The organism is Sphingomonas sp. NIBR02145 (genome assembly GCF_027359115.1).
GTDB lineage: Bacteria > Pseudomonadota > Alphaproteobacteria > Sphingomonadales > Sphingomonadaceae > Sphingomonas > Sphingomonas kyeonggiensis_A.
The window spans coordinates 4,034,548-4,058,990 of record NZ_CP114791.1 but is presented as its reverse complement, the minus strand read 5'-3'; the positions used below and the strand labels follow the sequence as shown (position 1 = coordinate 4,058,990).

Annotated in this window: 23 protein-coding genes and 2 tRNA genes; 6 read left to right on the top strand and 19 right to left on the bottom strand. The window is 66.9% G+C overall.

The genetic code is table 11. The annotated features are described in order from the left end of the window. The first annotated feature begins 10 nt into the window (after positions 1–10). The 3 genes from folK to dld all read left to right on the top strand — a co-directional run bounded on the left by folK (position 11) and on the right by dld (position 2,377). Positions 11–511 (top strand): 2-amino-4-hydroxy-6-hydroxymethyldihydropteridine diphosphokinase, encoded by a 501-nt coding sequence (folK, locus tag O3305_RS18430; protein WP_269573832.1) that lies wholly within the window; start codon positions 11–13, stop codon positions 509–511. Continuing rightward, positions 502–577 (top strand) — tRNA-Lys (locus tag O3305_RS18425). The genes folK and O3305_RS18425 overlap by 10 nt, the downstream gene beginning before the upstream one ends. 84 nt (positions 578–661) lie before the next feature. Continuing rightward, positions 662–2,377 carry a D-lactate dehydrogenase gene (gene dld / locus O3305_RS18420; protein WP_269573831.1) on the top strand — a complete coding sequence of 572 codons (1,716 nt, stop codon included), beginning with the start codon at positions 662–664 and terminating at the stop codon, positions 2,375–2,377. A 12-nt stretch (positions 2,378–2,389) separates the two neighbouring features. Here the strand turns inward: dld and O3305_RS18415 are convergent, their stop codons facing one another. Next, the gene (locus tag O3305_RS18415; protein WP_269573830.1) at positions 2,390–3,232 is read right to left on the bottom strand and encodes an amidohydrolase family protein; all 843 of its coding nucleotides are present in this window, start codon (positions 3,230–3,232) and stop codon (positions 2,390–2,392) included. A gap of 174 nt (positions 3,233–3,406) precedes the next feature. On the opposite strand from O3305_RS18415, the gene O3305_RS18410 reads away from it, so the two are divergent. After that, a complete protein-coding gene (locus tag O3305_RS18410; protein WP_269576559.1) occupies positions 3,407–4,387 on the top strand; it encodes a bile acid:sodium symporter family protein in 981 nt (326 codons plus the stop codon). Here the strand turns inward: O3305_RS18410 and speD are convergent. From speD to O3305_RS18340, 14 genes are all read right to left on the bottom strand, one after another. Continuing rightward, on the bottom strand, positions 4,384–4,740 hold the full coding sequence (gene speD / locus O3305_RS18405) for an adenosylmethionine decarboxylase (RefSeq protein WP_269573829.1): 357 nt from the start codon (positions 4,738–4,740) through the stop codon (positions 4,384–4,386). The genes O3305_RS18410 and speD overlap by 4 nt on opposite strands. Then, entirely contained in the window at positions 4,737–6,347 is a 1,611-nt protein-coding gene (locus O3305_RS18400) for an FAD-dependent oxidoreductase (RefSeq protein WP_269573828.1), read from the bottom strand. Before O3305_RS18400 ends, speD begins: the two co-directional genes overlap by 4 nt. Then, complete coding sequence (locus tag O3305_RS18395) at positions 6,337–7,872, bottom strand: polyamine aminopropyltransferase (RefSeq protein WP_269573827.1); 1,536 nt, start codon at positions 7,870–7,872, stop codon at positions 6,337–6,339. Before O3305_RS18395 ends, O3305_RS18400 begins: the two co-directional genes overlap by 11 nt. Beyond that, complete coding sequence (locus tag O3305_RS18390) at positions 7,865–8,077, bottom strand: DUF350 domain-containing protein (RefSeq protein WP_269573826.1); 213 nt, start codon at positions 8,075–8,077, stop codon at positions 7,865–7,867. The genes O3305_RS18395 and O3305_RS18390 overlap by 8 nt, the downstream gene beginning before the upstream one ends. 10 nt (positions 8,078–8,087) lie before the next feature. Beyond that, positions 8,088–8,234 (bottom strand): hypothetical protein, encoded by a 147-nt coding sequence (locus tag O3305_RS18385; protein ID WP_184161688.1) that lies wholly within the window; start codon positions 8,232–8,234, stop codon positions 8,088–8,090. Further along, the gene (locus O3305_RS18380; RefSeq protein WP_269573825.1) at positions 8,231–9,604 is read right to left on the bottom strand and encodes a DUF4178 domain-containing protein; all 1,374 of its coding nucleotides are present in this window, start codon (positions 9,602–9,604) and stop codon (positions 8,231–8,233) included. Before O3305_RS18380 ends, O3305_RS18385 begins: the two co-directional genes overlap by 4 nt. Continuing rightward, positions 9,594–10,268 (bottom strand): DUF4178 domain-containing protein, encoded by a 675-nt coding sequence (locus O3305_RS18375; protein WP_269573824.1) that lies wholly within the window; start codon positions 10,266–10,268, stop codon positions 9,594–9,596. The genes O3305_RS18380 and O3305_RS18375 overlap by 11 nt, the downstream gene beginning before the upstream one ends. Before the next feature lie 7 nt (positions 10,269–10,275). Continuing rightward, entirely contained in the window at positions 10,276–11,277 is a 1,002-nt protein-coding gene (locus tag O3305_RS18370) for an SPFH domain-containing protein (RefSeq protein WP_269573823.1), read from the bottom strand. 128 nt (positions 11,278–11,405) lie between these two features. Then, entirely contained in the window at positions 11,406–12,428 is a 1,023-nt protein-coding gene (gene rtcA / locus O3305_RS18365) for an RNA 3'-terminal phosphate cyclase (RefSeq protein ID WP_269573822.1), read from the bottom strand. Continuing rightward, positions 12,425–13,222: a nucleotidyltransferase domain-containing protein gene (locus O3305_RS18360; RefSeq protein WP_269573821.1), complete on the bottom strand. Its 798-nt coding sequence runs from the start codon at positions 13,220–13,222 to the stop codon at positions 12,425–12,427. Before O3305_RS18360 ends, rtcA begins: the two co-directional genes overlap by 4 nt. An 8-nt stretch (positions 13,223–13,230) precedes the next feature. Next, positions 13,231–13,674: a hypothetical protein gene (locus tag O3305_RS18355; RefSeq protein WP_269573820.1), complete on the bottom strand. Its 444-nt coding sequence runs from the start codon at positions 13,672–13,674 to the stop codon at positions 13,231–13,233. A gap of 53 nt (positions 13,675–13,727) precedes the next feature. After that, on the bottom strand, positions 13,728–14,954 hold the full coding sequence (locus O3305_RS18350) for an RtcB family protein (protein ID WP_269573819.1): 1,227 nt from the start codon (positions 14,952–14,954) through the stop codon (positions 13,728–13,730). A 570-nt stretch (positions 14,955–15,524) separates the two neighbouring features. Beyond that, entirely contained in the window at positions 15,525–17,069 is a 1,545-nt protein-coding gene (locus tag O3305_RS18345; protein ID WP_269573818.1) for a vWA domain-containing protein, read from the bottom strand. Positions 17,070–17,087: 18 nt separating this feature from the next. After that, positions 17,088–17,165, bottom strand: a tRNA-Pro gene (locus O3305_RS18340). A gap of 262 nt (positions 17,166–17,427) precedes the next feature. Between O3305_RS18340 and rtcR the strand changes: the two genes are divergently transcribed. Both rtcR and O3305_RS18330 read left to right on the top strand, forming a co-directional pair. Next, positions 17,428–19,023, top strand: coding sequence for an RNA repair transcriptional activator RtcR (rtcR, locus tag O3305_RS18335; protein ID WP_269573817.1), 1,596 nt, complete (start codon positions 17,428–17,430; stop codon positions 19,021–19,023). A gap of 140 nt (positions 19,024–19,163) precedes the next feature. Further along, entirely contained in the window at positions 19,164–20,180 is a 1,017-nt protein-coding gene (locus O3305_RS18330; RefSeq protein ID WP_269573816.1) for an alpha/beta hydrolase, read from the top strand. Between the two features lie 103 nt (positions 20,181–20,283). On the opposite strand, the gene O3305_RS18325 is transcribed toward O3305_RS18330, so the two are convergent. The 4 genes from O3305_RS18325 to O3305_RS18310 are packed head-to-tail and all read right to left on the bottom strand — an operon-like array spanning position 20,284 to position 24,377. After that, entirely contained in the window at positions 20,284–21,525 is a 1,242-nt protein-coding gene (locus O3305_RS18325) for an MFS transporter (protein ID WP_269573815.1), read from the bottom strand. Beyond that, entirely contained in the window at positions 21,526–22,248 is a 723-nt protein-coding gene (locus O3305_RS18320; RefSeq protein ID WP_184161717.1) for an IclR family transcriptional regulator, read from the bottom strand. Positions 22,249–22,287: 39 nt separating this feature from the next. Further along, a complete protein-coding gene (locus tag O3305_RS18315) occupies positions 22,288–23,454 on the bottom strand; it encodes a mandelate racemase/muconate lactonizing enzyme family protein (RefSeq protein WP_269573814.1) in 1,167 nt (388 codons plus the stop codon). 2 nt (positions 23,455–23,456) lie between these two features. After that, positions 23,457–24,377 (bottom strand): dihydrodipicolinate synthase family protein, encoded by a 921-nt coding sequence (locus tag O3305_RS18310; protein WP_269573813.1) that lies wholly within the window; start codon positions 24,375–24,377, stop codon positions 23,457–23,459. Positions 24,378–24,443 lie beyond the last annotated feature (66 nt).

Below are 24,443 nucleotides of genomic sequence, written 5' to 3'. Positions count from 1 at the left end.
TCGCCGAAGCGTGCCGAGGACAAGCTATGCCATCGCGATCGGATCGAACCGGCCGGGCCGCCATGGCGGCCCGCGGCGCGAGGTGCTGGCGGCGATCGCGGCGCTGGAGGGGGTGCGCGCGGTATCGCCGATCCTCCACACGCCGCCGCTCGGCCCGTCGAAGCGCCGCTTCGCCAATGCGGTGGCGTTGATCGAGAGCGACGACGAGCCTCCTGCCCTGCTGCGGCGATTGAAGGCGATCGAACGCAGTTTCGGCCGGCGGCGCGGGCAGAGCTGGGCGGCGCGGGTGATCGACCTCGACATTGTGCTGTGGTCGGGCGGCAGCTGGGGCACGCCCGGGCTCACCGTGCCGCACCGCCTGTTCCGCACCCGCGATTTCGTGCTGGCGCCGCTGCTGCGGGTGGCGCCGGAATGGCGCGATCCGATCACGGGCCTGAACGTCCGGCAGCTTCACGCCCGGTTGACCCGCCGCAAGCCCGCATCTAGGGGCAGGGCCGGTGTGGGTCCGTAGCTCAGTCGGTAGAGCAAGCGACTTTTAATCGAGAGGTCCCGGGTTCGAATCCCGGCGGACCCACCACCGCCTCTCCGCGCACATGCGCCCATCCGGATCCGCGCAATTTCCATTTGGGCCCGGCCTGCGCACGCGCTGCAGCTGACGGGAATGACGGTGGGCGAAGAAACGCAGGTTCGGGACGATCTCCTCCAGGCGCTCGAAGGTGCCGTCGGTGCGCGACATGTATTGACCGATCCCAGGCGCACCCGCTTCTATCGCACCGGTTTTCGAACCGCGGCGGGAGATGCCCTTGCCGTGGTCCGGCCGGGATCGCTGGTGGAGATGTGGCGCGCGATCGAGGTCTGTACCCGCTTCGGCGCGCCGATGATCGTGCAGGCCGCCAATACCGGCCTGACCGGCGGCTCCACGCCGGCACCGGGCGGATATGACCGGCCGATCGTGATCATCAGCACCCTGCGCATCGGCGGCATCACCCCGATCAACGAAGGGCGCCAGGCGATCTGCCTGCCCGGGGCAACGCTTCACGCGCTCGAAAGCGCGCTGAAGCCGCTGGGCCGGGAGCCGCACTCCGTGATCGGCTCCTCCTGCTTCGGCGCGTCGATCGTCGGCGGAGTCTGCAACAATTCGGGCGGCTCGCTGGTGCGACGCGGCGTCGCCTATACCGACTATGCCCTGTTCGCCCGGTCGACGGCCGATGGCGGCATCGAACTGGTCAATCATCTCGGCATCGACCTGGGGGACGACCCCGTCGAGATCCTGCACCAGCTCGACACTGGAGCCTTTCCGCGGATCGCGGACGAGACCCCCGGCAAGTCGGCCAGCGACAAGGACTATGCCAGCCAGGTCCGCGACGTCGATGCGGATACGCCCGCGCGCTACAATGCGGACAAGAGGTGCCTGCACGAAGCCTCCGGATCCGCGGGCAAGCTCGCGGTCTTCGCGGTCCGGCTCGACACGTTCGAGCTGGAGAAGGACACCCGTACCTTCCTGGTCGGCTGCAACGATCCCGCCCAGTTCGCGACGCTGCGCCGCGCTATCCTGAGCGAGGATCGCCCGCTCCCGATCGCGGCGGAATATCTGCATCGCGAAGCGTTCGATCTCGCCGACACCTATGGCAAGGACCAGTTCCTGCTGATCGAGAAGCTGGGGACGGACCGGCTTCCCAGGTTCTTCGCGCTCAAGAGCCGCATCGACGCGATGCTCGAGCGCTGGCGGTGGATGCCCGCCAATGCCGTCGATCGCCTGCTGCACGGACTGGCGTGCTGGCTGCCGGACCATCTGTCCCCCCGGCTGCGCGAATGGCGCGACCGGTTCGAGCACCTTCTCCTGATCAAGGTATCGGCCGGCGCGGTTCCGGAAATGCGCGCGCTGCTCGACCAATGGGGCGCCGGCAAGGACGCAGCGAGCGTCGAATGCACCCCGGGTGAAGCGACCAAGGCGTTTCTCCACCGCTTCGTGATCGCGGGCGCGGCGATCCGGTACCGAGCGCTGCACACCCGGCAATCGGCGGGCGTCCTGTCGCTCGACATCGCGCTTCGCCGCAACGATGCCGACTGGTTCGAGACGCTTCCGGCCGAGATCAGCGAGCAGGTCGCCCACCGCATCTATTACGGTCACTTCCTCTGCCATGTGCTGCACCAGGACTATGTCCTCACGGCAGGCGCCGATCCCGATGCGATCAAGACAGCGATGCTCGACCTGCTGGACAAAAGGGGCGCGCGCTATCCTGCCGAACACAATGTCGGCCATACCTATCCCGCCGCACCGAACCTGGCAGCCTTCTACGAAGCGCTCGATCCGGCCAATCTTTTCAATCCCGGGATCGGCAAGACCTCGCGCCGGAAGAACCACGAGGCGGGATAAGGCACCGCTGGATCAAGCCGGCAATCGATAGATGCGTTCGGCATTCCGCCAGAAGAAGTGCTCGCGATTGGACTCACTCCAGTCCTCGCTCAGTGCTTCCGCCAGCCCGAACCAGGCCTTGTAGCCGCCCGCGACTTCGCAAACCGGCCAGTCGCCGCCGAACAGGATGCGATCGGGACCGAACGCCTCGACCGCGGCGCGGGCGTACCAGAGGATCTCGTCCGGCACCCAGCCGGTCCAGTCCGCCTCGGTAAGCAGGCCGGAGATCTTGCAGGCGACATTGGGCAGAGCCGCCATCTCGCGCATCTGCGCGTGCCAGGGTTCCCGCAGCCCGGCCAGGATCGCCGGCTTGGCGCAATGGTCGAGGACGAACTGTCCGTCTGGGCATTGCCTGACGAGCTCGATCGCCTCCGTCAGCTGGTCATGGGTGAGGCAAAGCTCGAAATGCAGGCCGTGCCGATGCACCTCGCGCACGCCGGCGACGAAGCCGGGCTGTACCGCATAGCCCGCAGGATGGCCCTGGAGATTGTCGCGGATCCCGCGCACCAGCGGCAGGGCGCGCACTGCCTCGAACGTTGCCGGCGCGGCATCGTCGAGCAGCGCGACGCGCGCGACAATGGCCTGGATGCGCGGATCGGCCTCGGCCAGGCCGGCCACCCAGCCAGCCTCCTGCACCGAACAGCGCGGATGCGCGTCGCACTCCACAAAGACCATCCGGGCAACCGGCACATCGGCGGAGGCGCGCTGATACCCGGCGGGAAGGAAACTGCGGTCGAACGGCGAGCCTCTCTCGATCCAGGGATAATCGAGCGCATCGACATCCCAGAAATGGACGTGCGTATCGATGACCTGCAAGCAGCCTTCCCCCTCCAGAGATTTTCAGGGCCGCATATTGCGTGCCGATACGCCTGTTCCGCAATCCGCCGCGGCATTCCCGCACAGGAAATCGCCATCGATCGATCAAACCAAGGGATGGATTGCGCCGATGCCCTCCCGTCCCCAAGGTCCAACCTTCCCTGGTTCCCGAGTATCGCCTTGCTTCGTTCGCTTTTCGCTCGCTTCTCGATCGATCCCTATCTCCTGCTGCTGATCGGCACCGTGATCCTCGCGCTGCTGCTTCCGGCACGCGGGGCGGCGCAAGGCATCGCCGAGATGGCGGTGACGCTCGCGGTCGGGCTGCTGTTCTTCCTCTATGGCGCAAGGCTTTCCGCCTCGGCGGTATGGGCAGGCATCGCCCATTGGCGGCTCCAGTCGCTGGTGCTGGCGAGCACCTTCGTCCTGTTCCCGCTGCTCGGCCTTGCGGTCTATTTCCTTGCCGGCGCCTGGGTGCCGCATGATATCGCGATCGGCCTGCTCTACCTCTGCCTGCTGCCCTCGACGGTGCAGTCCTCGATCGCCTTCACTTCGATCGCGCGCGGCAATGTGCCGGCCGCCTTGTGCAGCGCATCGGTATCGAACCTGCTCGGCGTGGTGCTCACCCCGATCCTGGTCGCCTGGTTGCTGCCAGCCTCGGGCGGCGGCTTCTCGATGGGTGCAATCGAGGACATCGCGCTGCAGATCCTGCTTCCCTTCCTCGCCGGCCAGGCGCTGCGCCGCTGGATCGGCGGCTGGATCCTGCGCCACCGCACGCTCACCTCGATCGCCGACCGGGGCTCGATCCTGCTCGTCGTCTATGCCGCGTTCAGCGCCGGCGTAGTGGCAGGTGTATGGAGCAGCCTGAGCGTGCCGGACTTCGTCATCGTCCTGCTGCTGAGCACGCTGATCCTCGCCATCGTCATCGCGATCACCACCGCGCTCAGCCGCGCGCTCGGCTTCTCGACCGAGGACGAGATCGCCATCGTCTTCTGCGGCTCGAAGAAGAGCATGGCGAGCGGCATCCCGATGGCGACGATCCTGTTCGCCGGCCACGCGGTCGGCCTGATCGTGCTGCCGCTGATGCTGTTCCACCAGATCCAGCTCTTCGTCTGCGCAACGCTCGCCAGACGCTATGCGAAGCGCCCACAGGCCTAGCCCGCCACCGCCTGTTTGCCGAAGTTGCGCTGGACCAGCGAGCGCTGGTCGATCCTCGCCGCCAGGCCGGTCACGATAGCATCGAGCCCCGCATCGAGGTCGTGCGCAAGCCCGCACATGAAGATGTCGACACAGGCGGTGCCATATTCGGGCCAGGTGTGGATCGAGATGTGCGATTCAGCGAGCAGGGCCACGCCGGTCACCCCCTGTCCAGGGCCGAAGCTGTGCAGCCGCACTTCGAGCAGCGTCGCGCCGGCAGCCGCCGCGGCAGCGACGAGGCAGGCCTCGATATGATCGGCCTCCGTCAGCCGGGTAGCGCCGCTAAGATCGGCGATCAGATGGTATCCGGTCACAACAGGGACTCATGCGCGTGGCGTAACAGGGTCATCGCGCCTTCGGCGGCGCGGACCCCGTGATAATGGGCTTCCTCGAACAGCGACAGTCCGCTGAGGTCGGAATGGGCGAGGAACAGCGGCGGCGCGGGCTGGTGCGTCGTGCCGCGATCGAGAAAACCCGGTGTGGGACGGATCATCGCATGGCCCCAGCGCCAGAGCTCGATCGCACCGATCGCGCCGTCCAGTTCGGGATGCAGCGCGAGCAGATCGTCGCGCACGATGCGCTTCCATTCATCGGCCGATCGCTCGACCAGCAGCCGGCGCGCGGCGGCGGGCTCCATATTCGACAGCGGCAGATACCAGGTGAGCACCGTCTTCTCGGAGATCGCCGCGGGCCCCTGATGGGTGGCGACGACATAGCCGAGCGAATCGCTGGTGCTCGACACATTGTCCCAGGCCAGTGGCACGCCGCGCCCGCCCGGCAGGTGATCGACCGTGACATTTGCGATCAGCCAGGGCGCATAGCTGAATGCCTTGGCATCGCCGAGCTCGGGGCAAACCCGGGTGGCGATGAAATGCGGCATGGCGAGGATCGCAGCGCGGGCACGGGTGCGGACGGTGCGATTGGCGGCGACATCGAAACTGTCGACCAGCACCCGGTCTCCCTCGCGAGTGACCCGGTGGACGATGTGGCCGCGCGCGATCTTCCCTGGAAAGAAGCCGGCGAGCTGCCCGACCAGGCGGCCATTGCCCTCGGGCCAGGTCAGCTCGTTCTCACCTGCACCGTTCGCGGCCCAGCCGCGGCGGCCGGCGAAATAATGGATACCCGCCCAGGCCGAGACATGCTGTGGCTCGGTGCCGTAGTCGTCGCGCATCGCATAGCGGACATGGGCGCGCAGCACCGGCGAATGCCAGCCCTGCGCATCGAGCCATTCGGCGAAGGACTGCCCGTCGAGTGCGCGCAGGTGCGGCTCCTGCGAACTATAGGCCATGGGCACGGCGAAAGCCGGCTTGCCGTCGGTGCCGATATAGCTGGAAAAGCGCTTCATCTGCGCGTCGAAGGCCGCGAGGTCCTCGCGGTCCCGCCGGGTGAGCCCGGTGCGCGGGATCAGCCCCTCCTGCCAGCGCCCCTGCCAGAACAGCCGTTCCTGCAGATCGGCGCAGAGCTGGACAGGATCATAGACCGGCACGCCATCCGCATCGCCGGTGATCATGCCGAGTTGGCGCAGCAGGTGCCGGAGCGCCTTCGCCTCCCGGTTGGCGACCGGCAGGTAATGCGCGCCAAGCGGATAGGCCGATACGGCGTTGCGCCCGCACCGGGCATTGCCGCCGACCGCGTCCTCCAGCTCGAGCAGCTTGAACTTGCCGAAGCCGGCATCGGTTAGCCGCCAGCCTGCGGAGAGCCCGGCCACGCCGCCGCCGGCGATGATGAGGTCGACTTCCTCCTCGGCGCTGGGTTCGGGAAAGCCGCCGTCACGCAGCCGGTGGCCGCGCGCCATGTCGGCGCCGCCCAGCGCGCCCGGCGGCAGCGGCGCCTCATGGTTCAGCGCATAGGCGAGACCGCCGCCGGCGACTGCGATCGCCGCTGCGCCCAGGCCCAGCGCCGTGCGCCGGTCAGCCTTCATATTTCCCCCAGGCATCGGCGAACTCGCGCACCAGCACCTGGTTGTCGAGCCGGTTCACCGGGGTCGGTCGCCGCGCCATGTCGGGCGGAAAATCGAACAGGCGCTGGTCGATCGTGGGGGTGAGGAAGCGCCCGCCCGGCAGGACGCGCGCCTGGTCCGGGATAGGCCTGGCCGCCGCCAGCACGAAACCCCACTCGCCGAAGCTCGGTACATAGACATGATAGCCGCGCGTCTGCAGCCCCACCGCCTCGAGCGTCGACGCGACGGTCCAGAAGGCGTTGGGCGCGACCAGCGGGGAAGTACTCTGCACCACCATCATGCCGCCCGGCGCGAGCAGCTTGCGCACCGCGCGATAGAAGGTGTCGGTGTAGAGCTTGCCGACCGAGTAATCGACGGGATCGGGGAAATCGACGATGATCGCGTCATACTGGCCGCTATGCTCGCGCGCCCAGCGAAAGCCGTCGGCATTGATCACGGTCATCCGCTTGTCGGTCAGCGAGCCGCGATTGAGCGCGGCGAGGGTCGGCGTGTTCGAGAACAGGCTGGTCATCTCGCCGTCGAGGTCGACCAGCGTGAGCTTCGCCACTTCGGGATGCTTGAGCACCTCGCGCGCGGCCAGCCCGTCGCCGCCGCCGAAGATCAGCACGTTGCGCGGATTGGCCACCCGGCCGAGCGCGGGGTGCACCAGCGCTTCGTGATAGCGATATTCGTCGCGCGACGAGAATTGCAGGTTGCCGTTGAGATAGAGCCGCAAGTCGTCGTCGCGGCGCGTCAGCACGATGCGCTGGAAGCGCGTGGTCTGGGCATAGATCACCGGTTCGCCGTAACTCGCCACCTCCGCCCAGCGCTGGAGCCGATCCGATGCGATGAAGCCGGCGATCAAGCCGATCAGGATCAGCACCCCGGCCAGCTTCTCGCTCCGGTAGCCGGTCGCGCGGGGCAGCACGAACAGTAGCGCCAGCGCCACTGCGGCGTTGGCGATGCCGAACAGGAAGCCGGTGCGGATCATCCCGAGATGCGGCATCAGCAGCAGCGGGAAGAGCAGGCTGGCAACGAGCGCGCCGACATAATCGAAGGTCAGCACGTTCGACACGGTCTCGCGGAAATCGAAGCCGCGCAGGATGCGGATCAGCAGCGGGATCTCGAGCCCGACCAGGAAGCCGATGGCCAGCACCAGTCCGTAGAGCGCGACCCGGAAATGCTCGACCAGCGGGAAGAGCAGGAACAGCGCGGCGGCCGAGCTGCCGCCGATCAGCGCGATCAGCAGCTCGACCCGGACGAACAGCCGCACTTCGTCGCGCTTCACATAGCGCGAGCACCAGCTGCCGACGCCCATCGCGAACAGATAGGAGCCGATGACGGTGGAGAATTGCGTGACGCTGTCGCCGAGCAGATAGCTGGCCAGGGTGCTCGCCAGCAGCTCGTAGATCAGTCCGCAGGTGGAGACGACGAACGCGGACGCAAGCAGCGCCGCCGCGGGGGCGGAGGCGCGGAACCGTGGATGGGCGGGATCGCCTTCAGCCATGGATGGCGGCGGCGACGATCATCGCGAGCCCGATCGCGACGGCACCGGCGAAGATCGCAACGGCGATATTCTGCTTCTGGTGGATCTCCTGCCACAGCTTGCCCGGGGTGAGCAGGTCGAGGACGATGAAGCCGATTGCGAAGATGACGATGCCGACCACCGCATAGACGAGCGTGGCGAGCAGGGCTGGAAAAGAAGTGAACATATCCAACTCCTTATTTGTGGGTGGGGCCAGAGATGCGGGAATAGCCGTGCGCCCGCCCGCCTTCGGCGAAGGGGGACCAGGCGAAGATGCCGCTGAGCACGAACAGCGCAGCCACGCCGAGGCACCAGAGCGCATAGAGGAAAGTGCGCGTGCTCATTCTTCGTCATCCTCCGAGGATTGCGTCAGCGCGGCAAAGCCGGTCGGTGCGAAATCGCTTTCCGCCTGGCGTGCCTTGTCGAACTGGATGTGGCGGATCAGGCCGATCAGCAGCGGCAGGCCGAGCAGGAGCAGCGCGATGAAGAAGCTCGAGGCGAACAGCGCGCCGCCCCGCACCTCCACCACGACTTCCGGCTGGTTGTCCTGGTTCAGCCAGCCCGGATCCTCGACCGACACGCCCCTGGCGTAATCCCAGGTCGTGCTGCTGTTCCAGCGATTGCCCTTGTAATCGACGACCAGGTCATAATCCCCGGCCGGCACGCTCGCCACCGAGATCGAGGAGCGGCGCGAGCCCTCCGTCCACGGCCCGTCGGAATCGCTGCCCGAATAGCGCTCGGCCGCGCCATAGGCCTCATAGACCTGCTGCGTCTTGCGATCGACCAAGGTGTAGTCGAGATCGACCCAGCCATTCTCCAGCCGCGGTACATCGGCGCGGATCTCGACGCGCTGATAGAGATGGCCAAGGTGGATCGGGCCCAGCGTGACGGTACGTTCGGTGCCGTCGGAGGCGATCGGGAAGCGCCCCGCGGTAACCCAGCTGGTGCCGCCGAAGGCCAGGATCAGCACGGTCAGCAGCAGGAACATGCCTGCGAAGATCTTGAACCCGGTGCCCAGCCAGGCGGCATTGGGCGAAGGCTGGTGCGGCATCGGCGGCCAGCTGGCGCCCTTCTGCACGCCGAACGCTTCCGCCATCTCCTTGTGGTCGAGCAGGATCGACCGGGTCCAGCTCACTTCATGCGCGTTCTTCTCGCGCGAGAGCATCGAGCCCGGGCGGACCCAGTCGGCACCGACCACTTCCTCGCCTACCGCCACGCGCCAGTAGAATTCGCCGAGCACGTAGTTCACCCGCGCGGTGCTGTCCTCGTAGAAGCGGGTATAGGCCCTGTCGCCGAGCAGCATCGTCTCGTAATCGGAATAGCTGGGCGAGACGGTCAGCTGCTCGCCCAGGCTCCAACCGCGGCCGTCCGTGATCAGCCAGCGATAGCCGTGATAGGGATTGAACAGCAGATATTCGTCCCAGGCCCCGCCGCCCGCCGCCGAGCGCTGCAGATAGCCGATCGCTTCCCATTCGATCCCGCGCAACGTGCCGCGCGACCCAAGCGGAATCTCCAGCGCCTCGGCGGCCTGGCGATATTCGGTGATCAGCTTCACTTGCGGATCGGTGACGTCGAGGATCGAGCTGCAATATTGGCAGACGACGCTCACGCTATAGCCGGCCGCGCGGAGCGCGACCGAGCCGCCGCATGCCGGGCAGGCCAGGGCCTTCACCGCAGGGGCCGCGGGCAGCTGGAGTTCGGTTTCAGGCTGCATAAGCGGGAAGCGTCCAGCCTTCGAACGCGCGCAGTCCGGTGGGAGCGAGTTCAGGGAGCGTCACATAGCACCCCTGGTAGAAAGTCGTGGCGAGCGCATCGCGCTGGAGCGAGGCGCATTCGCCCTTCGGCCCGCGCAGATCGACGCTGTAGACCCGCCAGCCCGGCGTCGGGGTGAAGGGCAGCTCCCCTTCGGCCGCGATGCAAAGCACGTCGCGCGCATCGACGATCGTCAGCTTGCGCGCGTCGAGCGTGATCTCGGCGCCCGGCACCGCCTCCTTGCCCTTGCCGATGTCCTTGAGCGTGCGGGTCTGGACCTGGCTGAACGGGCGCTCGCGCATCAGCATGAACTGGCCCATCGCATCGCCCAGCCAGCCGTGGCTGCCATCGCCGAACAGCAACAGCCACTCGTTCCAGGCGCCGTCAGTCCAGGCCCAGCGCACCCGGCCGATCACTTCGAACGGCTGATCCTCGATGCGCCCCCGCATCCCGATCCGCACCGGGCTGACATCGAAGGGCAGCGGCGCGGACTTGCCGACCACCATCACGCCGGTGTCGCTGCGGGAAAGCAGGCTATGGCAATAGTCGCAGACGCGCGCCGGCAGGGCCGCCGAACGGAAGACGGCTTCGGCGCCGCAATTGGGGCAATTGACGCTCAGGCTCATGACGGCTTCAGCGGATGCGCGAAAGCAGCTCGGCCTTCTTGGCGTCGAACTCCTCTTGGGTGATCGCCCCGATCGTCAGCAGCTTGTGGAGCTTCTCGATCTGGGCATAGGCATCTTCGCCCGGCGCCGCGGCAGCCCCCGGCGCCGGCAGCGCGCCGCCGCCGATCCCGCCGGCCATGCTCTGGCCGATCGCCACGCCGGCCGCCGCGCCCGCACCGATTCCGGCGATACCGCCCGACTGGGCCGCCGCCGTCTCGATCGCCTCGGCGCTCTGGAAACGCACGAACCGGTCAAGGTCCCCGACCACGCGCATCGAGCTGGCCTTGTCGAGCATCGCCTGCACTTCGTCGGGCAGCGACAGGCTCTCGATGAAGAAGCTGGTGCAGCTCAGCCCCCATTGCGCGAAGGCCGGCTCCACCGCTGCCTTGAGCTTCTCCGAAAGCGCGCTCTGGTTCGCGGCGAGATCGAGGAAGGCGATCTCGCCGGTGCCCAGCGCCGAGGCGATCGACGTGGCGATCGCGGCGCGCAGCTGCGGCTCGAGGTCGCTCACCGTCAACCGGTCGAGCGAGCCCATCATCTTAACCGCGAAGGCCGAGACATCCTCGACCCGGAAGCTGTAGCTGCCGAATGCGCGAATGCGCAGCGGGCCGAATTCCTTGTCGCGCACCGTGATCGGCTGGGTGGTGCCCCATTTGAGCCCGGTCTGCTCCTTCTGGCTGTAGAAATAGACATCGGCCTTGAAGGGCGAGGCAAAGCCCTTGTCCCAGTTCATCAGCGAAGTGAGCAGCGGCAGGTTGCCGGTCTGCAGCGTGTGCAGCCCGGGCAGGAAGGCGTCGGCAATCTCGCCCTGGTTGAAGAACAGCGCGGTCTGGCCGCTGCGCACGGTCAGCTGCGCCCCGTTCTGGATCTCGCGATCCTGCATCGGATAGCGGATCGCCAGCGTGCCGGGCTCGTCGACCCAGTCAATGACGTCGACGAACTGCTTCGAAAGGAAGTCGAAAATGCCCATGGTGCCCCTCCTGCACTGCAGGATAGGCGATATATTGCCGGCGCAAAACTGCAAAGCGACATGCCAACCGGCATTTCGACATTCCGGCAACTGCCCGGCCGCTTGCGCAAACCGGGCAGTTGCTGGTCTCAGCCGCTCGCCAGCCGGACGAGATGGCACCCATCGGACTGTTGCTCGAACAGCCAGCGTTGCCCCGTGAACCGCTCGATGATGTCGGCGGCGGTCCGAGCGTGCTGGCTCGGCTTCACCGTGGTGAAGCTGCCACCGCCGGCAAGCGCGAAGGGCAGCAGCAACTGGTCGGCGAGATACGGCCCTGCGAATGCCGGCGATTCGAGAAACCCGGCCATGCGCTGCGCCGCCGTCCGGGCGAGCGATTCCGCCGATACGCCCAGCTTGCCGAAGCCGGTGACGACCTCGGTCACCTGCTCGAACTCGGCCGCGAGCAGCAGCGCATTGCCCGGCCCCTGCCCCTCGGGCAGCTGGTGCATGGCAAAGGCATCCTCCGGCCACTCAGGCAAAAGGCTGCGTGCAGTCCGCAATTCACGCTCGGCGATATTGCCCGGCAATGCCGCGAACAGCGCCGTCGCCGAAACCGAGCGCAGCGCACCGCGCTCAATGCAGTCGATCGGCGCGAGCTTGCCCGGCACGATGTCCACTTCGATCCGGCCGCCACCGCGCGGGTAGAAGCCATGGCGGACCAGCCGCATGTCGATACCCGCGCCCATCCGCCGCACCACCGGCGCGAACGTCTTCGCGATGAAGTCGAACGGGGGCGCGAGCATGTTGTGCGTGCCGCCCTCGAGGACGATCCGCGACGGTCCATTGGCCATCAGCAACGGCATCAACAGGGTCTGGAAGACCAGCCCGGTGCTGCCCGCCGTACCCACCGCGAAATGATATTCGCCGGGCGTGACGCGGCCAGGCGTAAAGCTGAAGTCAGACGCGCCGACTTCCAACCCCTCGCAGACCGTGCCGCCGATCGCCAGCGCCGCTTCGATCGCAGTCACATGCTGGCGCATCAGCCCCGGCTTCTCGCGCTTGCCGCGCGCATTGGTGATGCGGAAGGGCTGGCCGGTCACCAGCGACAGCGCGCAGCTGTTGCGCACGATCTGGCCGCCGCCCTCGCCTTCCGATCCGTCGATGACAATCATGTATTCACCAGTTCCAGAAAAAGGTCGTTCGCACGATCGACGAAGCGATCGTGCAGCTTGCGCGCCGGCAGCTCTCCCGCCCGCTCGAGTTCGCCGCGGATCAGCACGTCGATCTCGGGCGGCCGGGCGCCATTGGCACGCTCGTTAGTGCGCGCCTTGGCCTCGACCAGCGCCTCGATCTGCTCGACCAGCAAGGCCGGCAGGTCGCTCGCCGCAACCAGCGCCTGCAGGTTCATCGGCGGCCGCACCCCCGGGTTGAGCCGGATTGCACGGATCGCCAGCGCAGGACGCAGGGCGTAGAAATACTTCTTCACCGGCACATCCCCTTCCCCGTCGAGCCACCGATCCGCGGCCAGCTTGCCCGACCGCGCATAATGATAGGCGATCGCCCGCGGATCGAGCAGGTCGTCCGCCAGTTCCGCCAACCGGGCGATGAACGGATCATCGGTCCGATAGCGGATCGGCGAGAGCATCCACTCGCTGACCACGGCATTCGACTTGAGCAGCAGAGTGAGCGCCTTGCGCACGTCCCAGCCGTTCAGGTCGATCTCGTCCTCGATCGGCATCTCGATCACGTCGCGGCCGGGCGCCAGCGACAGATACCAGTCGCGCGGCCGCACATAGAGGAAGCGCACGTCATAGTCGCTGTCGGGCGAGGGAAAGCCCCAGGCCCGCGAACCGGATTCGGCCGCAATCAGCAGGCGCGCGCCATGCTCCGCCTCGATTCGCTCGAGGCGGGTTTCGATCTCCTTCCGCACGGCGGAGGGGATGGTCGCGTCGGCCTTGGCTGTCATCTCTTGTCTCACCAGAACATCCAGGGATCGGGCCGTCGCGCGTCGGATGGCCCGATGCCAGAATCATTTTGCCCGAGCATGAGGTCGATAAAGGCCTCTCGCAGCAGTGGCGCACGCTCCGCACCGATTCTGAGGATCAGCCTGTTCTCGACGGGCTCGATCTCCAACGCGGCCTGTTCAGGGCAATATTCGACCCGAAGCCTCTCGAACCTGTCCCACTTTGGCGAGCCGAAGTTCGGCCGCCCCCATATCGCTGGTGTTACCGGAGCGAGCCCCATCGTTCGATGGCTCGGCACTTCCTGACCGACCATGCGATCGATCAGATCGATGATCGATGCACAGCCGTCGCGGTCGGCATGGAAGTGCCAGCCGCGACGGCTGCCGCTGAGCGCGGCATAGCGCCAGATATAAAGGCTGCCCGCCTGCTTCCAGGCGGAAACCTCTGCAATCATCTTCCTGACCTCTTGGGAAACCGGCGGTGTGCGCCAAGAGCTGAGGAGAGCTTTTAGCCCTTCACGCACACCACCTGCTTGAGCGTATGGACGATCTCGACCAGGTCGGCCTGCGCCGCCATCACGGCCTCGATCGGCTTGTACGCCTTCGGCGTCTCGTCGATCACGCCCTCGTCCTTGCGGCACGCCACACCCGCGGTGTCACGGATATGCTCGTCGAGCGTCACCAGCTTCTTGGCCGCGGTGCGGGACATCACGCGCCCCGCCCCGTGGCTGCAGCTGTCGAACGATTCCGCGTTGCCCAGGCCGCGCACGATGAACGACTTGGCGCCCATCGATCCGGGGATGATCCCCAGCACGCCCTTGGCCGCGCGGACCGCGCCCTTGCGGGTGACCAGCACATTCTCACCGAAGTGGTTTTCGCGCTGGACATAATTGTGGTGGCAGTTGACTGCCTCCAGCTCCGCATCGAACGGCTTGGCGATCTGCCCGCGCAGCGCGCGGATGACGTTGGTCATCATCATCCGCCGGTTCAGCGCCGCGAAGTCCTGCGCCCAGCCGACCGCCTCGACATAGTCTTCGAAATGGTCGGTCCCTTCCGGGAAATAGGCCAGGTTCTCGTCGGGCAGGTTGATGTGCCACTTGCGCATGTCCTGCTTCGCCAGCTCGATGAAGTAGGTGCCGATCGCATTGCCGACGCCGCGCGACCCCGAATGGAGCATCACCCACACGCGCTGGTCCTGATCCAGGCACAGCTCGATGAAGTGGTTGCCCGTGCCCAAAGTCCCCAGATGCACCAGGTGATTGGTGTTCTTGAGCTTCGGATACTTCTCGACGATCCGGTCGAATCGCTGGGCAAGCGTTGCCCAGGCTTCGACGATCGCCGGGGGCGGATCGCCCCACGAACCCGTGTCGCGCTTGTTGCGGTTCATCGACCGGCCGTGCGGCACGGCGCGCTCGATCGCGCTGCGGATCCCTTCCAAATTGTCGGGCAGGTCGCTTGCCACCAGCGAGGTGCGCGCCGCCATCATGCCGCAGCCGATATCGACACCCACCGCGGCAGGGATCACCGCGCCCTTGGTCGGGATCACCGAGCCGACGGTCGCGCCGATGCCGATATGGACATCGGGCATCGCGGCGACATGCTTGAACACGAACGGCATCTTCGCCGCGCGCGCCAGCTGGTCGCGGGCCCCGTCTTCCACAGGCACGCCACGGGTCCACATCTTGATCGGCACGCCCCCTTCGACGTGCTGGAAATCATACAGCGTCTCGGTCATCGCGACCTCCTTCAAACTCGATCATGGTGCCGGCGACGAGCGGTGGCGAGACAGTTTTGCTGAGCTATCCGGTTGCCCGGAGGCGGAGTTGAACCGCCGACCTCCCGCCGCAAGAGGGCGGGTGCTCTGTCCTGTAGTCCCGCCGGCATTCGCCAGCGAATTGGGTTCCGGCGACGAGGGATGCGATGGACGTTCCCCGAAGGGACACTTTGGAGGTGTAGTCCAACGCGGCATTCGCCGGGTTTTGCCGGTCACGGCGACGAGGGATGGGAAAGACTGCCCCGAAGGGCCGGTGCTCTATCCGCTGAGCTACCGCTCCCGGGGGAGCGGGCGGGATTCGAACCCGCGACACCCGCATTACCAATGTAGTCCTTGCCCGGCATTCGCCGTGATGTTCGTGTTGGGCCGTGGCGACGAGGAGTGACGAGAACGTCCTTGAGCTACCGCTGCAACGGGGGGACTCAAACCCCACCTCCCGTTCGGCCGAAGCCTCCCGGGCGCTCTTTCCGGACTTTCGGGTTTCCCCTTGGAGCAATGTAATCCCGCCGGCATTCGCCACGGCCCTGTTCGTCAGATCTCCACTTGCTTGACGATGCCCACCCCGTCACGCGTGTCGCCGGAGACGAAGCGCGCGATGGTGTCGAACACCGCGTCGGAGAAGCCCCCGACATTCAATATGTCCGCCCGGTCCTGCGCCTGGCTGGTGCCATGCGGCTGGATGTCGATGCAGACGAGCTTGGCAGCCGGGTTGCGGCGCTTCAGCGCGTTCCACTCGCGCATCGTCGCCGTCGCGCCGTACCGGTTGGCATCCACCCAGGACTCGTTGTCCGAGACGATCACCACCAGGTCCACCGGCTCGCGCAGCAGGTTGAGTGCAGCCAGCGGTGCCGAGACGTTGGTCCCGCCCCCGCCGATCGCCGCCAGCTTCGCCGCATTCACAGCGACGCGGGCGCGCGGATCGAGCTTCACCTTCACCACCGCCTGCTCGAACGGCAGTACGCGGGTATCGCGATTGGTGCGCAGCATCGCTGCAGCAACCAGCGCCGCGACATCGATGCACCGCACCTTCGACGAGGCGCCCTTGCGGTAGCCCGTCGCCGGCGAAGACATCGACCCAGACACATCGGGACAGACCACGACCCGGCCCGGCACCTTCGGCAAGCGCGCGAGCGACTGCTCGAGTGCATCCTCCAGCGCCGCCTGGACCTTGAGCGGCACGCTCTCGCGGGCCTGGTCCAGCGCCACCATCAGCTGGTAGGGCATGGGCCGGACCTTCGCGATCGCGTCGCCATCCGCCAGCCGCACGGCAACCGCATCGGCGACCCCCGCCACGTCGAACGCCCCGTTGCGCGCCAGCGTGTTGAGGTTCATCCGCAGCGCCTGCCAGCCGATCCGCGTGGACAGCACCGCCCAGTCTTCCGCCGTCAGCGGAAAGGCAGTCAGCCACTCGAACGGCACGTTCGGCAGCGGGAGCGACCGATCGGCCTTCCACGCCTCGAACCCGGCGATCTCGGCAGGCAGCGCGGCAACGTCGTACGGACGCCCGATCAGCCAGCCGTAGAAAGCGCGCCGCGCCGCATCGGCGGGCTTGGGGTGCACCATGCGGACAATGTCCGCCAGGCTCGGATCCTTGCCCGTCGCCGCCATCAGCTGCGGCATCGACGCCTGCTCCAGCCAGCGCTGGACCAGCCGCTTCGGCCGCGAGCCGAGCGAAGTACGCCCCACCTGCCCCGAGCGCATGATCTGCACGAAGTTGCGCAGCATGCGGCCATTGTCGATCACCCGGCCGAACACGCGGACCGCAAGATCCGGATCGGCAACCGTGAGATACGCCGCAAGCAGCGCCGGCATGTCCTTCATCGCGCCCGACTGCCGGGCGTAGACCGCGGCCTGGGCAACGAAATACGGATCGCAGACCCGTGCGGCATCGAGCATCTCGGCCAGCTGCGTTTCCGCCGGCGCGTAGAAATTGTCGGCCAGCGCGCCGGTCACGGCAAGCTGGGCGAGCTTGTGCTCGGGCCCATAGGCATAGGCCGGCGCACCCTCGCGGTTCCGCGTATCCGCGGCCGGCATCAGCTTTGCGATCGCCGAAGCGAAAAGTCCTTTGTTGGCCATCGTCCAACTCCTCGTATCTGGTCAGGGCGGCAGGATTTGAACCTGCGACCTCCCGCTCCCAAGGCGGGCGCTCTGCGCAGCCTGAGCTACGCCCTGTGAAATTTCCCGGGGGCGGCCAGCCCATTCCGGCCGCCCCGCGTTTCCGCCGCCGGCTTGGGAGGTTCGACATCTCCCCGTCCGACGCCGAAATGTATTGCAGTGCGCGTGCCAGTTTCGCTGCGCGCGCCGGAATTTTCTCACAACATATTGGTTATTAGTTATTTTATTCGGCACGCTGATGTGACTGCATTCTCATCGAAAACAAATCGAAAGCGATTTTGCTATCGATAGAGATCGTAATTTATCCTATGGTATAAGCATGAAGCCACTCACCGTTATCGGATTCCTCGGCTCGACGCTTGACGCGAGCAAGTTTGGCCCGTCACGCTGGGGCAAGTGGCGCCCGTCCGTCGCACTGACGATGCACGAGGATCTGCGCGTCGATCGCTTCATCCTGCTGCACGGCTCGCTGCATCGTCGGCTGGCGGAATATGTCGCCGAGGACATCGCCTCGGTGTCCCCCGAGACCACCGTCGAGATGCGGCTGCTCGATTTCGGCGACCCCTGGGATTTCGAGCAGGTCTACGGAAAGCTGCTCGACTTCGCCCGAGCCGAACCCTTCGATCCGGACGTCGAAGACTATCTGATCCACATCACCACCGGCACGCATGTCGCGCAGATCTGCCTCTTCCTGCTCACCGAGGCGCGCTATCTGCCCGGCCGCCTGCTGCAGACCCAGCCGCGGCGCGGCACGCCCGGCGATGCCGCCGGCCTGTGGAACGTGATCGACCTCGACCTGTCGCGCTATGACAGCATCGCCACCCGCTTCGCCGTTGCCGCGGAGGAAAGCACCTCCTTCCTCAAATCGGGCATCGAGACACGCAACGCCGCGTTCAACCGGATGATCGACGAGATCGAGCATGTCGCCCATCGCTCCAAGGCGCCGATCCTGCTGATGGGGCCCACCGGCGCGGGCAAGAGCCAGCTTGCGCGACGCATCTACGAGCTCAAGCGCCTCAAGCACCAGATCGCAGGCACCTTCGTCGAAGTGAACTGCGCGACGCTGAAGGGCGACGGCGCGATGTCGGCGCTGTTCGGGCACCGCAAGGGCGCTTTCACCGGCGCGGTTGCCGATCGGCCGGGGCTGCTGCGCGCCGCCGACAAGGGCATGTTGTTCCTCGACGAGATCGGCGAGCTGGGCCTCGACGAGCAGGCGATGATCCTGCGCGCGATCGAGGACAAGCGTTTCCTGCCGGTGGGGTCTGACAAGGAAGCCGCATCCGACTTCCAGCTGATCGCCGGCACCAATCGTGACCTGGGCGAGGCCGTCGCCGCCGGCCAGTTCCGCGACGATCTCTATGCCCGGCTCAACCTCTGGACCTTCCAGCTGCCCGGCCTGGCCGAGCGGCGCGAGGATATCGAGCCGAACCTCGACTATGAGCTCGAGCGCTTCGCCGAACGCGAGGGCGACAGCGCCAGCTTCAACAAGGAAGCCCGCCAGCGCTACCTGGCCTTCGCGACCGGACCGGATGCCAGGTGGCCGGGCAATTTCCGCGACCTCGCCGCCAGCGTGACGCGTATGGCGACGCTCAGCGCCAAGGGCCGGATCGACCTCGAATGCGTGGAAGCGGAGATCGAACGATTGAAGCGGCTCTGGTCGGGCCAGCGCGAGGACGAAGCGGGCGTGCTGGGCACGATCCTCGCCACCGAGGCACTCGCCGAAATCGATCCGTTCGATCGCGTCCAGCTGGCGGAGGCGATCCGCACCTGCCGGCGCAGCCGCTCGCTATCCGAAGCCGGCCGCACCCTCTTCGCCGCCTCGCGCACCCGCCGGACCAGCGCCAATGATGCAGACCGGCTGCGCAAATATCTGGCGCGCTTTGGGCTGGATTGGGCGGTAGCGTCGGGCCAATGAACCGGCCAAGACATTTATAGCAACAATCATGGCCGATATTGTGCCTTTCCGCAGGATATCGGCCATTTTCGTTGCTGTGTTCGCCACACTGGCTAGGATGCCCTCGCCCGCATCGACAAGGGCCGCGCAGGGAGAGGATGATGACCCGCATCGTGGAAGCCGGTAGCCGCCGGAACATGCTCAAGGCGGCTGCGCTGCTGCCCGTCGTCGCGGCGGGCGCCGCGAGGGCGCAAGCCGCGTCGCCAGGCGACCTCCTCGCCTTCGCCCGCGACACCCGCGAGCCGGATCTCGTCCTGCCGCTCTGGCCCGAGGGCAAAATGCCGGGCGGCCCGATCCCGGCGATGACCGAACGCATCGACGACCAGACCGACAATGCCGGGCTGCGCTACCGCGTCGCCGAGCACGTCACGCGCCCCACCCTTTCCTTCTTCGCGCCGACCACGAGCCCGACCGGCGCCTCGATCCTGATCCTGCCCGGCGGCGGCTATTCGCGCGTCGGCATCGACCGCGAAGGCTATGAGACTGCGCGCTGGTTCAATGCGCAGGGCATCGCCGCCTTCGTGCTGCGCTACCGATTGCCCGCGGATCGGTGGGGCGGCGGCGCGCTCGTCGCGCTGCAGGATGCGCAACGGGCAATGCGGCTGATCCGGGCGGGCGGCAAATGGAGCATCGACCCCAAGCGCGTCAGCGTGCTCGGCGGATCTGCCGGCGGGCATCTGGCGATCAGCCTGTGCGTGAAGGTCTATGACCGCACCTATCCGGTGATCGACGCCGCCGACCGGCTGCTCACCCGGCCCGATGGCGCGATCCTGCTCTATCCGGTCGTGTCGATGGGCGCGGGCGCGCATACCGGATCGAAGCTGGCGCTGCTCGGCCCCGACGCCTCAACTGCGGACGCAGCCGCCTGGTCGTTCGACCAGCGCCTGCCAGGGATCACGCCGCCGATCTTGCTGGCGCATGCAGTCCATGATCGGGTGGTGCCGGTCGATCACGCGCTCGCGCTGTTCGGCGCGGTGCGCGGATCGGGCGGTTCGATCGACATGCATTTGTTCGAGGACGGCGCACACGGGCTCGGCCTGCGCGGCGATCCGGCCTGGCCGATGTCGGACTGGCCCAACCTCGCCCGACGCTGGCAGCAGCGCAACGGGCTGGCGTAGACCCCGATATACTCGTCACCCCGGCCTTGAGCCGGGGTCCCGCTATCCTACCCTCCCGCGAAGGAGCGGGACCCCGGGTCAAGCCCGGGGTGACGGAAGAAGATTAACCCGGCCGCAGTTCCGACTTCGGCTGGCTGCGCAGTGCCACAAAGGCGATCAGCATCGCCAGCGGGTGGAGGCACCCCATCAGCAGGAAGATCTGCCCGTAATTGCCCGACTGGGCGAGGCGGCCGACAAGCTGAGTCGAGAAGATCCCGCCCAGCCCGCTGCCCGCCGCGACGATGCCGAACACGGTCGCCACCACCCGGGTCGGATAGAGGTCGACCACCAGGGTGCTGATATTGATCTGGAAGACGAGGTGCGCGAACGCCACCAGTGCCGCCAGCGCGAAGGTCACTTCGATCCCCGGATTGGTCGAGATCAGCATGCCCACCGGCGCCAGCACCGCCGCGACGCCAAGACCGACCAGCCGGCTGTTCGGAGGAGTCATCCCGCGCTTGATCAGCTGGCCCGAGAAGATGCCCCCGCCGATGCTGCCGATGTCCGCCGCGAGATAGACGATCCACGCCGTCGCCGCGATCGTCATCAGGCTCAGCTCGCGCTGATCGGCAAGGTATTTTGGGAACCAGAACAGGTAGAAATACCACACGGGATCGGCGAGCATCCGCGACACGGCAAAGCCCCAGAGCGGCCGCTCGCGCAGGATGACGCGCCACGGCGTCGGCTCGCGCACTTCCTCCCGCGCCTCCTTGCGACGCGGATAGATCGCCAGCCAGGCAACCAACCAGACAAAGCCCATCGCGCCGGTCGCCACGAACGCTTCGCGCCAGCCATAGGTGAGTGCCAGCCAGCCGATCAGCGGCGGGGCGATCGTCGCGCCGACCATTGCGCCGGCGGTATAGGTGCCGAATGCGAAGCCACGTTCGCGCGGCGGGAAATGCTCGGAGACCGCCTTGGGCCCGGCGGTATAGTTGCCCGCCTCGCCCAGGCCGAGCATCGCCCGTGCCCCGCCCAGCGCCCCGGCGCTGCGCACGAAGCCCGTCGCCATGTTGGCGAGCGACCACCAGCCGACGAACAGCGCCAGCGCCGTCCGCGTGCCCAGCTTGTCGGTCAGCCAGCCGGCGACGAGATAGGCGATGGTGTAGGCGATCAGGAACAGCTGGACGACATGCGCATAGCCGATGTCGTTCATGCCCAGGTCGCGCTGGACCATCGGCGCCAGGATCGAAAGCGTCTGCCGATCGACATAGTTGAGCACGGTCGAGGCGAAGAGCAGCGCGAGGATCGCCCAGCGCAAAGGGCTCGGCGATTTGGTCTCGCCGATGGGCACAGCCGGATCGGACATTCAGCCTCCTATTTCGGGTGCAGCCTCGCGCAGCGCGGCAACCAGCGGCTCGGTCGCCGCCTCGGGAATCCAGCCGGAAAGCGCGATGCCGGCATGGGCCGGGTCGCCGGTCGAAACCGCGACGACATGATGGTCGCGCTCATCGGCGACATGGACACGCGCATAGCCCAGCCGCCGTACCTCGGCGAGCTTGGCGAGCAGCTGCTCGATCCCTTCCGGGAACATCGGAATGTCCTTGTCGCGGTAGATGTCGCGCACTTCGTCGTCGTCCAGCTCGGAGAGCAGGACGATGCCGATGCCGCTGGTGGTGGCGGGCAGCAGGCCGATACGCCCAAGCCCGCGCGATGCCTCGATTCCCGGCGGCGCGTGAAACAGATAGCTGACGCTGTCGCCCCACAGCACGCCGAGCGCGACCGTGTGGCCAAAGCGGCGAAGATTCTCGAGCACCGGCAGCGCGCGCCGGATCAGGCCTGATGCGAACAGGCTCTGCGCGGCGAGCACATGCATGCCGGCACCGGCGGTATATTTGCGGTTGGCGGTCTGCCGGGCGATGCCGAGATAGGCGAGCGTCTTGAGCAGCCGGTTGATCTTGGTCGGATCGGCGTCGAGCCGGCGAGCGAGCTCGCGGCAGCCGACCGGCTCGGGCGAAGTGGCAAGCGCCTGGAGCGTGGCGATGCCGTCGATCAGGCTCTGGTTCGGCTGGGCGTTGAGTTTAGCGCGCATGGTTGCATCCTATGCACCCGCGCGTGCGCGCCGCATAGCTCACGCCACCTGCTCCGCATGGCCCCAGAAGCGCCCGTTCGGCTCGACGCCAAGGCCCGCACCAGTGGGCAGGACATAGCCGCCCTCGCCATGCCCCATATCGGTGTCGAGCAGTGCCAGGTTCCGCTCGAACACGGAGTGCTGCCACTCATGCTTCCACAGGCCCGGGATCGTCGCCGAAGCCTGGAGGCTGGCGGCGAGGAAGATGCCGGTGCCGACCGTCGCATGCGGCGCCACCGCGACGCGCTTCGCCGCTGCCAGCCGGGCGATTCGGACGAACTGGGTGATGCCGGTATGGCCCATCTCGGGCTGGATGTACGCCAGCGGGCCGGCGGCTAGGCGGTTCGCGGCCTCATACTCGGTGTACCATTCCTCGCCCGCTGCGACCGGAACCGGGCTGGTAGCCGCAAGATGTGCCAAGCCGGCGATGTCCTCGGGCCTGACCGGCGCCTCGACGAAGCCGGGGCGGTACGGCACAAGCTTCTGGATCAGGTCGGCAGCCTCGGCCGGGCTGAACTTCCAGTGCAGGTCGATCAGGACCTCGGCCTTGTCGCCCAGCGCCTCGCGGAGCGCAGCCATCTCGGCAACGATCCCCTCATGGCTGACCACCGCGGCGAACTTGAACGCGTCGATCCCGCGCGCCTGCCAGTCCCTGGCCAGCGCCACCCGCGCCTCCAGCGTCGCCGCCGGAAGCCCCGAAAGATAGCTCGGGATCGCCCCGTGCACGGTCTCGCCGATCAGGTCGCGGACAGGCTTGCCCTTGGCCTTGCCCTTCAAATCCCACAACGCGATGTCGATCGCCGCGATCGCATCGACATGGAAGCCGCCCCAGGCGCCGCGCACGCGCATCAGCCCGTAGAGCAGGTCCCAGGTCGCACCGATGTCGGTGATTTCCTCGCCCATCAGCACCGGTGCGAGCAGATCGTTGATGATCTCGCAGGTCGCGCGCGGTGCGCAGATGCCATAGGTCTCGCCCCAGCCCACGCTGCCGCCCTCGGTGGTCACGCGCACCACGATCGAACGGTCAACGGTGGGGTAGATCGTGCCGTTGCCCTTGCGCACGATATAGCCACGCGCATTCACGCGCTCCCCCTCCGCGAGCGGCCCGAGATAGGGGGTGTCGCGGGGGACAGTGACGATGAACGTGTCGATCGCGGCGATGCGCATGGTCAGGCGAGTGCCCCCTGGGGTGCTTCCACCGGCAGCAAGTCTGCCAGCCGGGCGAGCAGCGCGTCCAGCTCTGCCTGGTCGTAGCGGTCGAGTTCCGGCCCCGGCGCACGCACATAAGTGCTCTCGATCAACCCACGACGCTGCAGCACCGCCTTGGTCAGCCGCCAGCGGAAGATCGCCTGCATGTTGAGCAGGGGCAAAGTACGCTCGAACAAATCCCGCGCGCGCCCTTCCTCGCCCGCCGCATAGTCGGCGAGCATGCGGACGTGCAGCTCGGTGATCTCGCAGGCCGGCATCGTGCCGCGTGCGCCGCGCGCCAGCTCGTCGATCACATAGCGCGCGCCGGCCCCGCCAAAAACGGCCTCGAGCGAATCGCCGGCCAGTGCGGTCAGCCGGGTGATGCGCTGGCCCGAGGGCGGCGCCTCTTCCTTGACATATTTGATGCCCGGCACCTGGTGCGCAAGTTCCGCGACCTGCTCCAGCCGCATGCCGATGCCCATCGGCGCCGGCGCGTTCTGCAGCATGATCGCGATGCCCGAGCCTTGGTGCGCGGCGTGGAAGAAACCGGCCATCGCGGCAAGATCGCCGGCAAAGGTCTTGGGCGTGAGGATCATCGCCGCCGAAGCACCGGCCTTCGCGCCGGCCTCGGCATAGGCGATGGCCTCATTGGTATCGCCGGTGCTGCCCCCGACCACGAAAGGCACCCGGCCATCCAGCCATTCGCCGATTCGCGCAGTGAGGTGCAGCCGCTCCTCGACGCTCAGCATGTCATATTCGCTGGCGAGCCCCGGGAAGACCACGCCCTGCGCGCCGGCGGCGACGATATAGTCGAGGACGCGGCGCATGCCGGCCTCGTCCACCGCGCCCGTGGCAGTGAAAATCGTCGGCAGAATCGGCAGCACGCCTTGCAGTTGGGTCACGTCCCCTCCGAAATATTTTGTTGCTATATTTGTCATATGCATCCGCAAAATAACCCTTGTCAACTC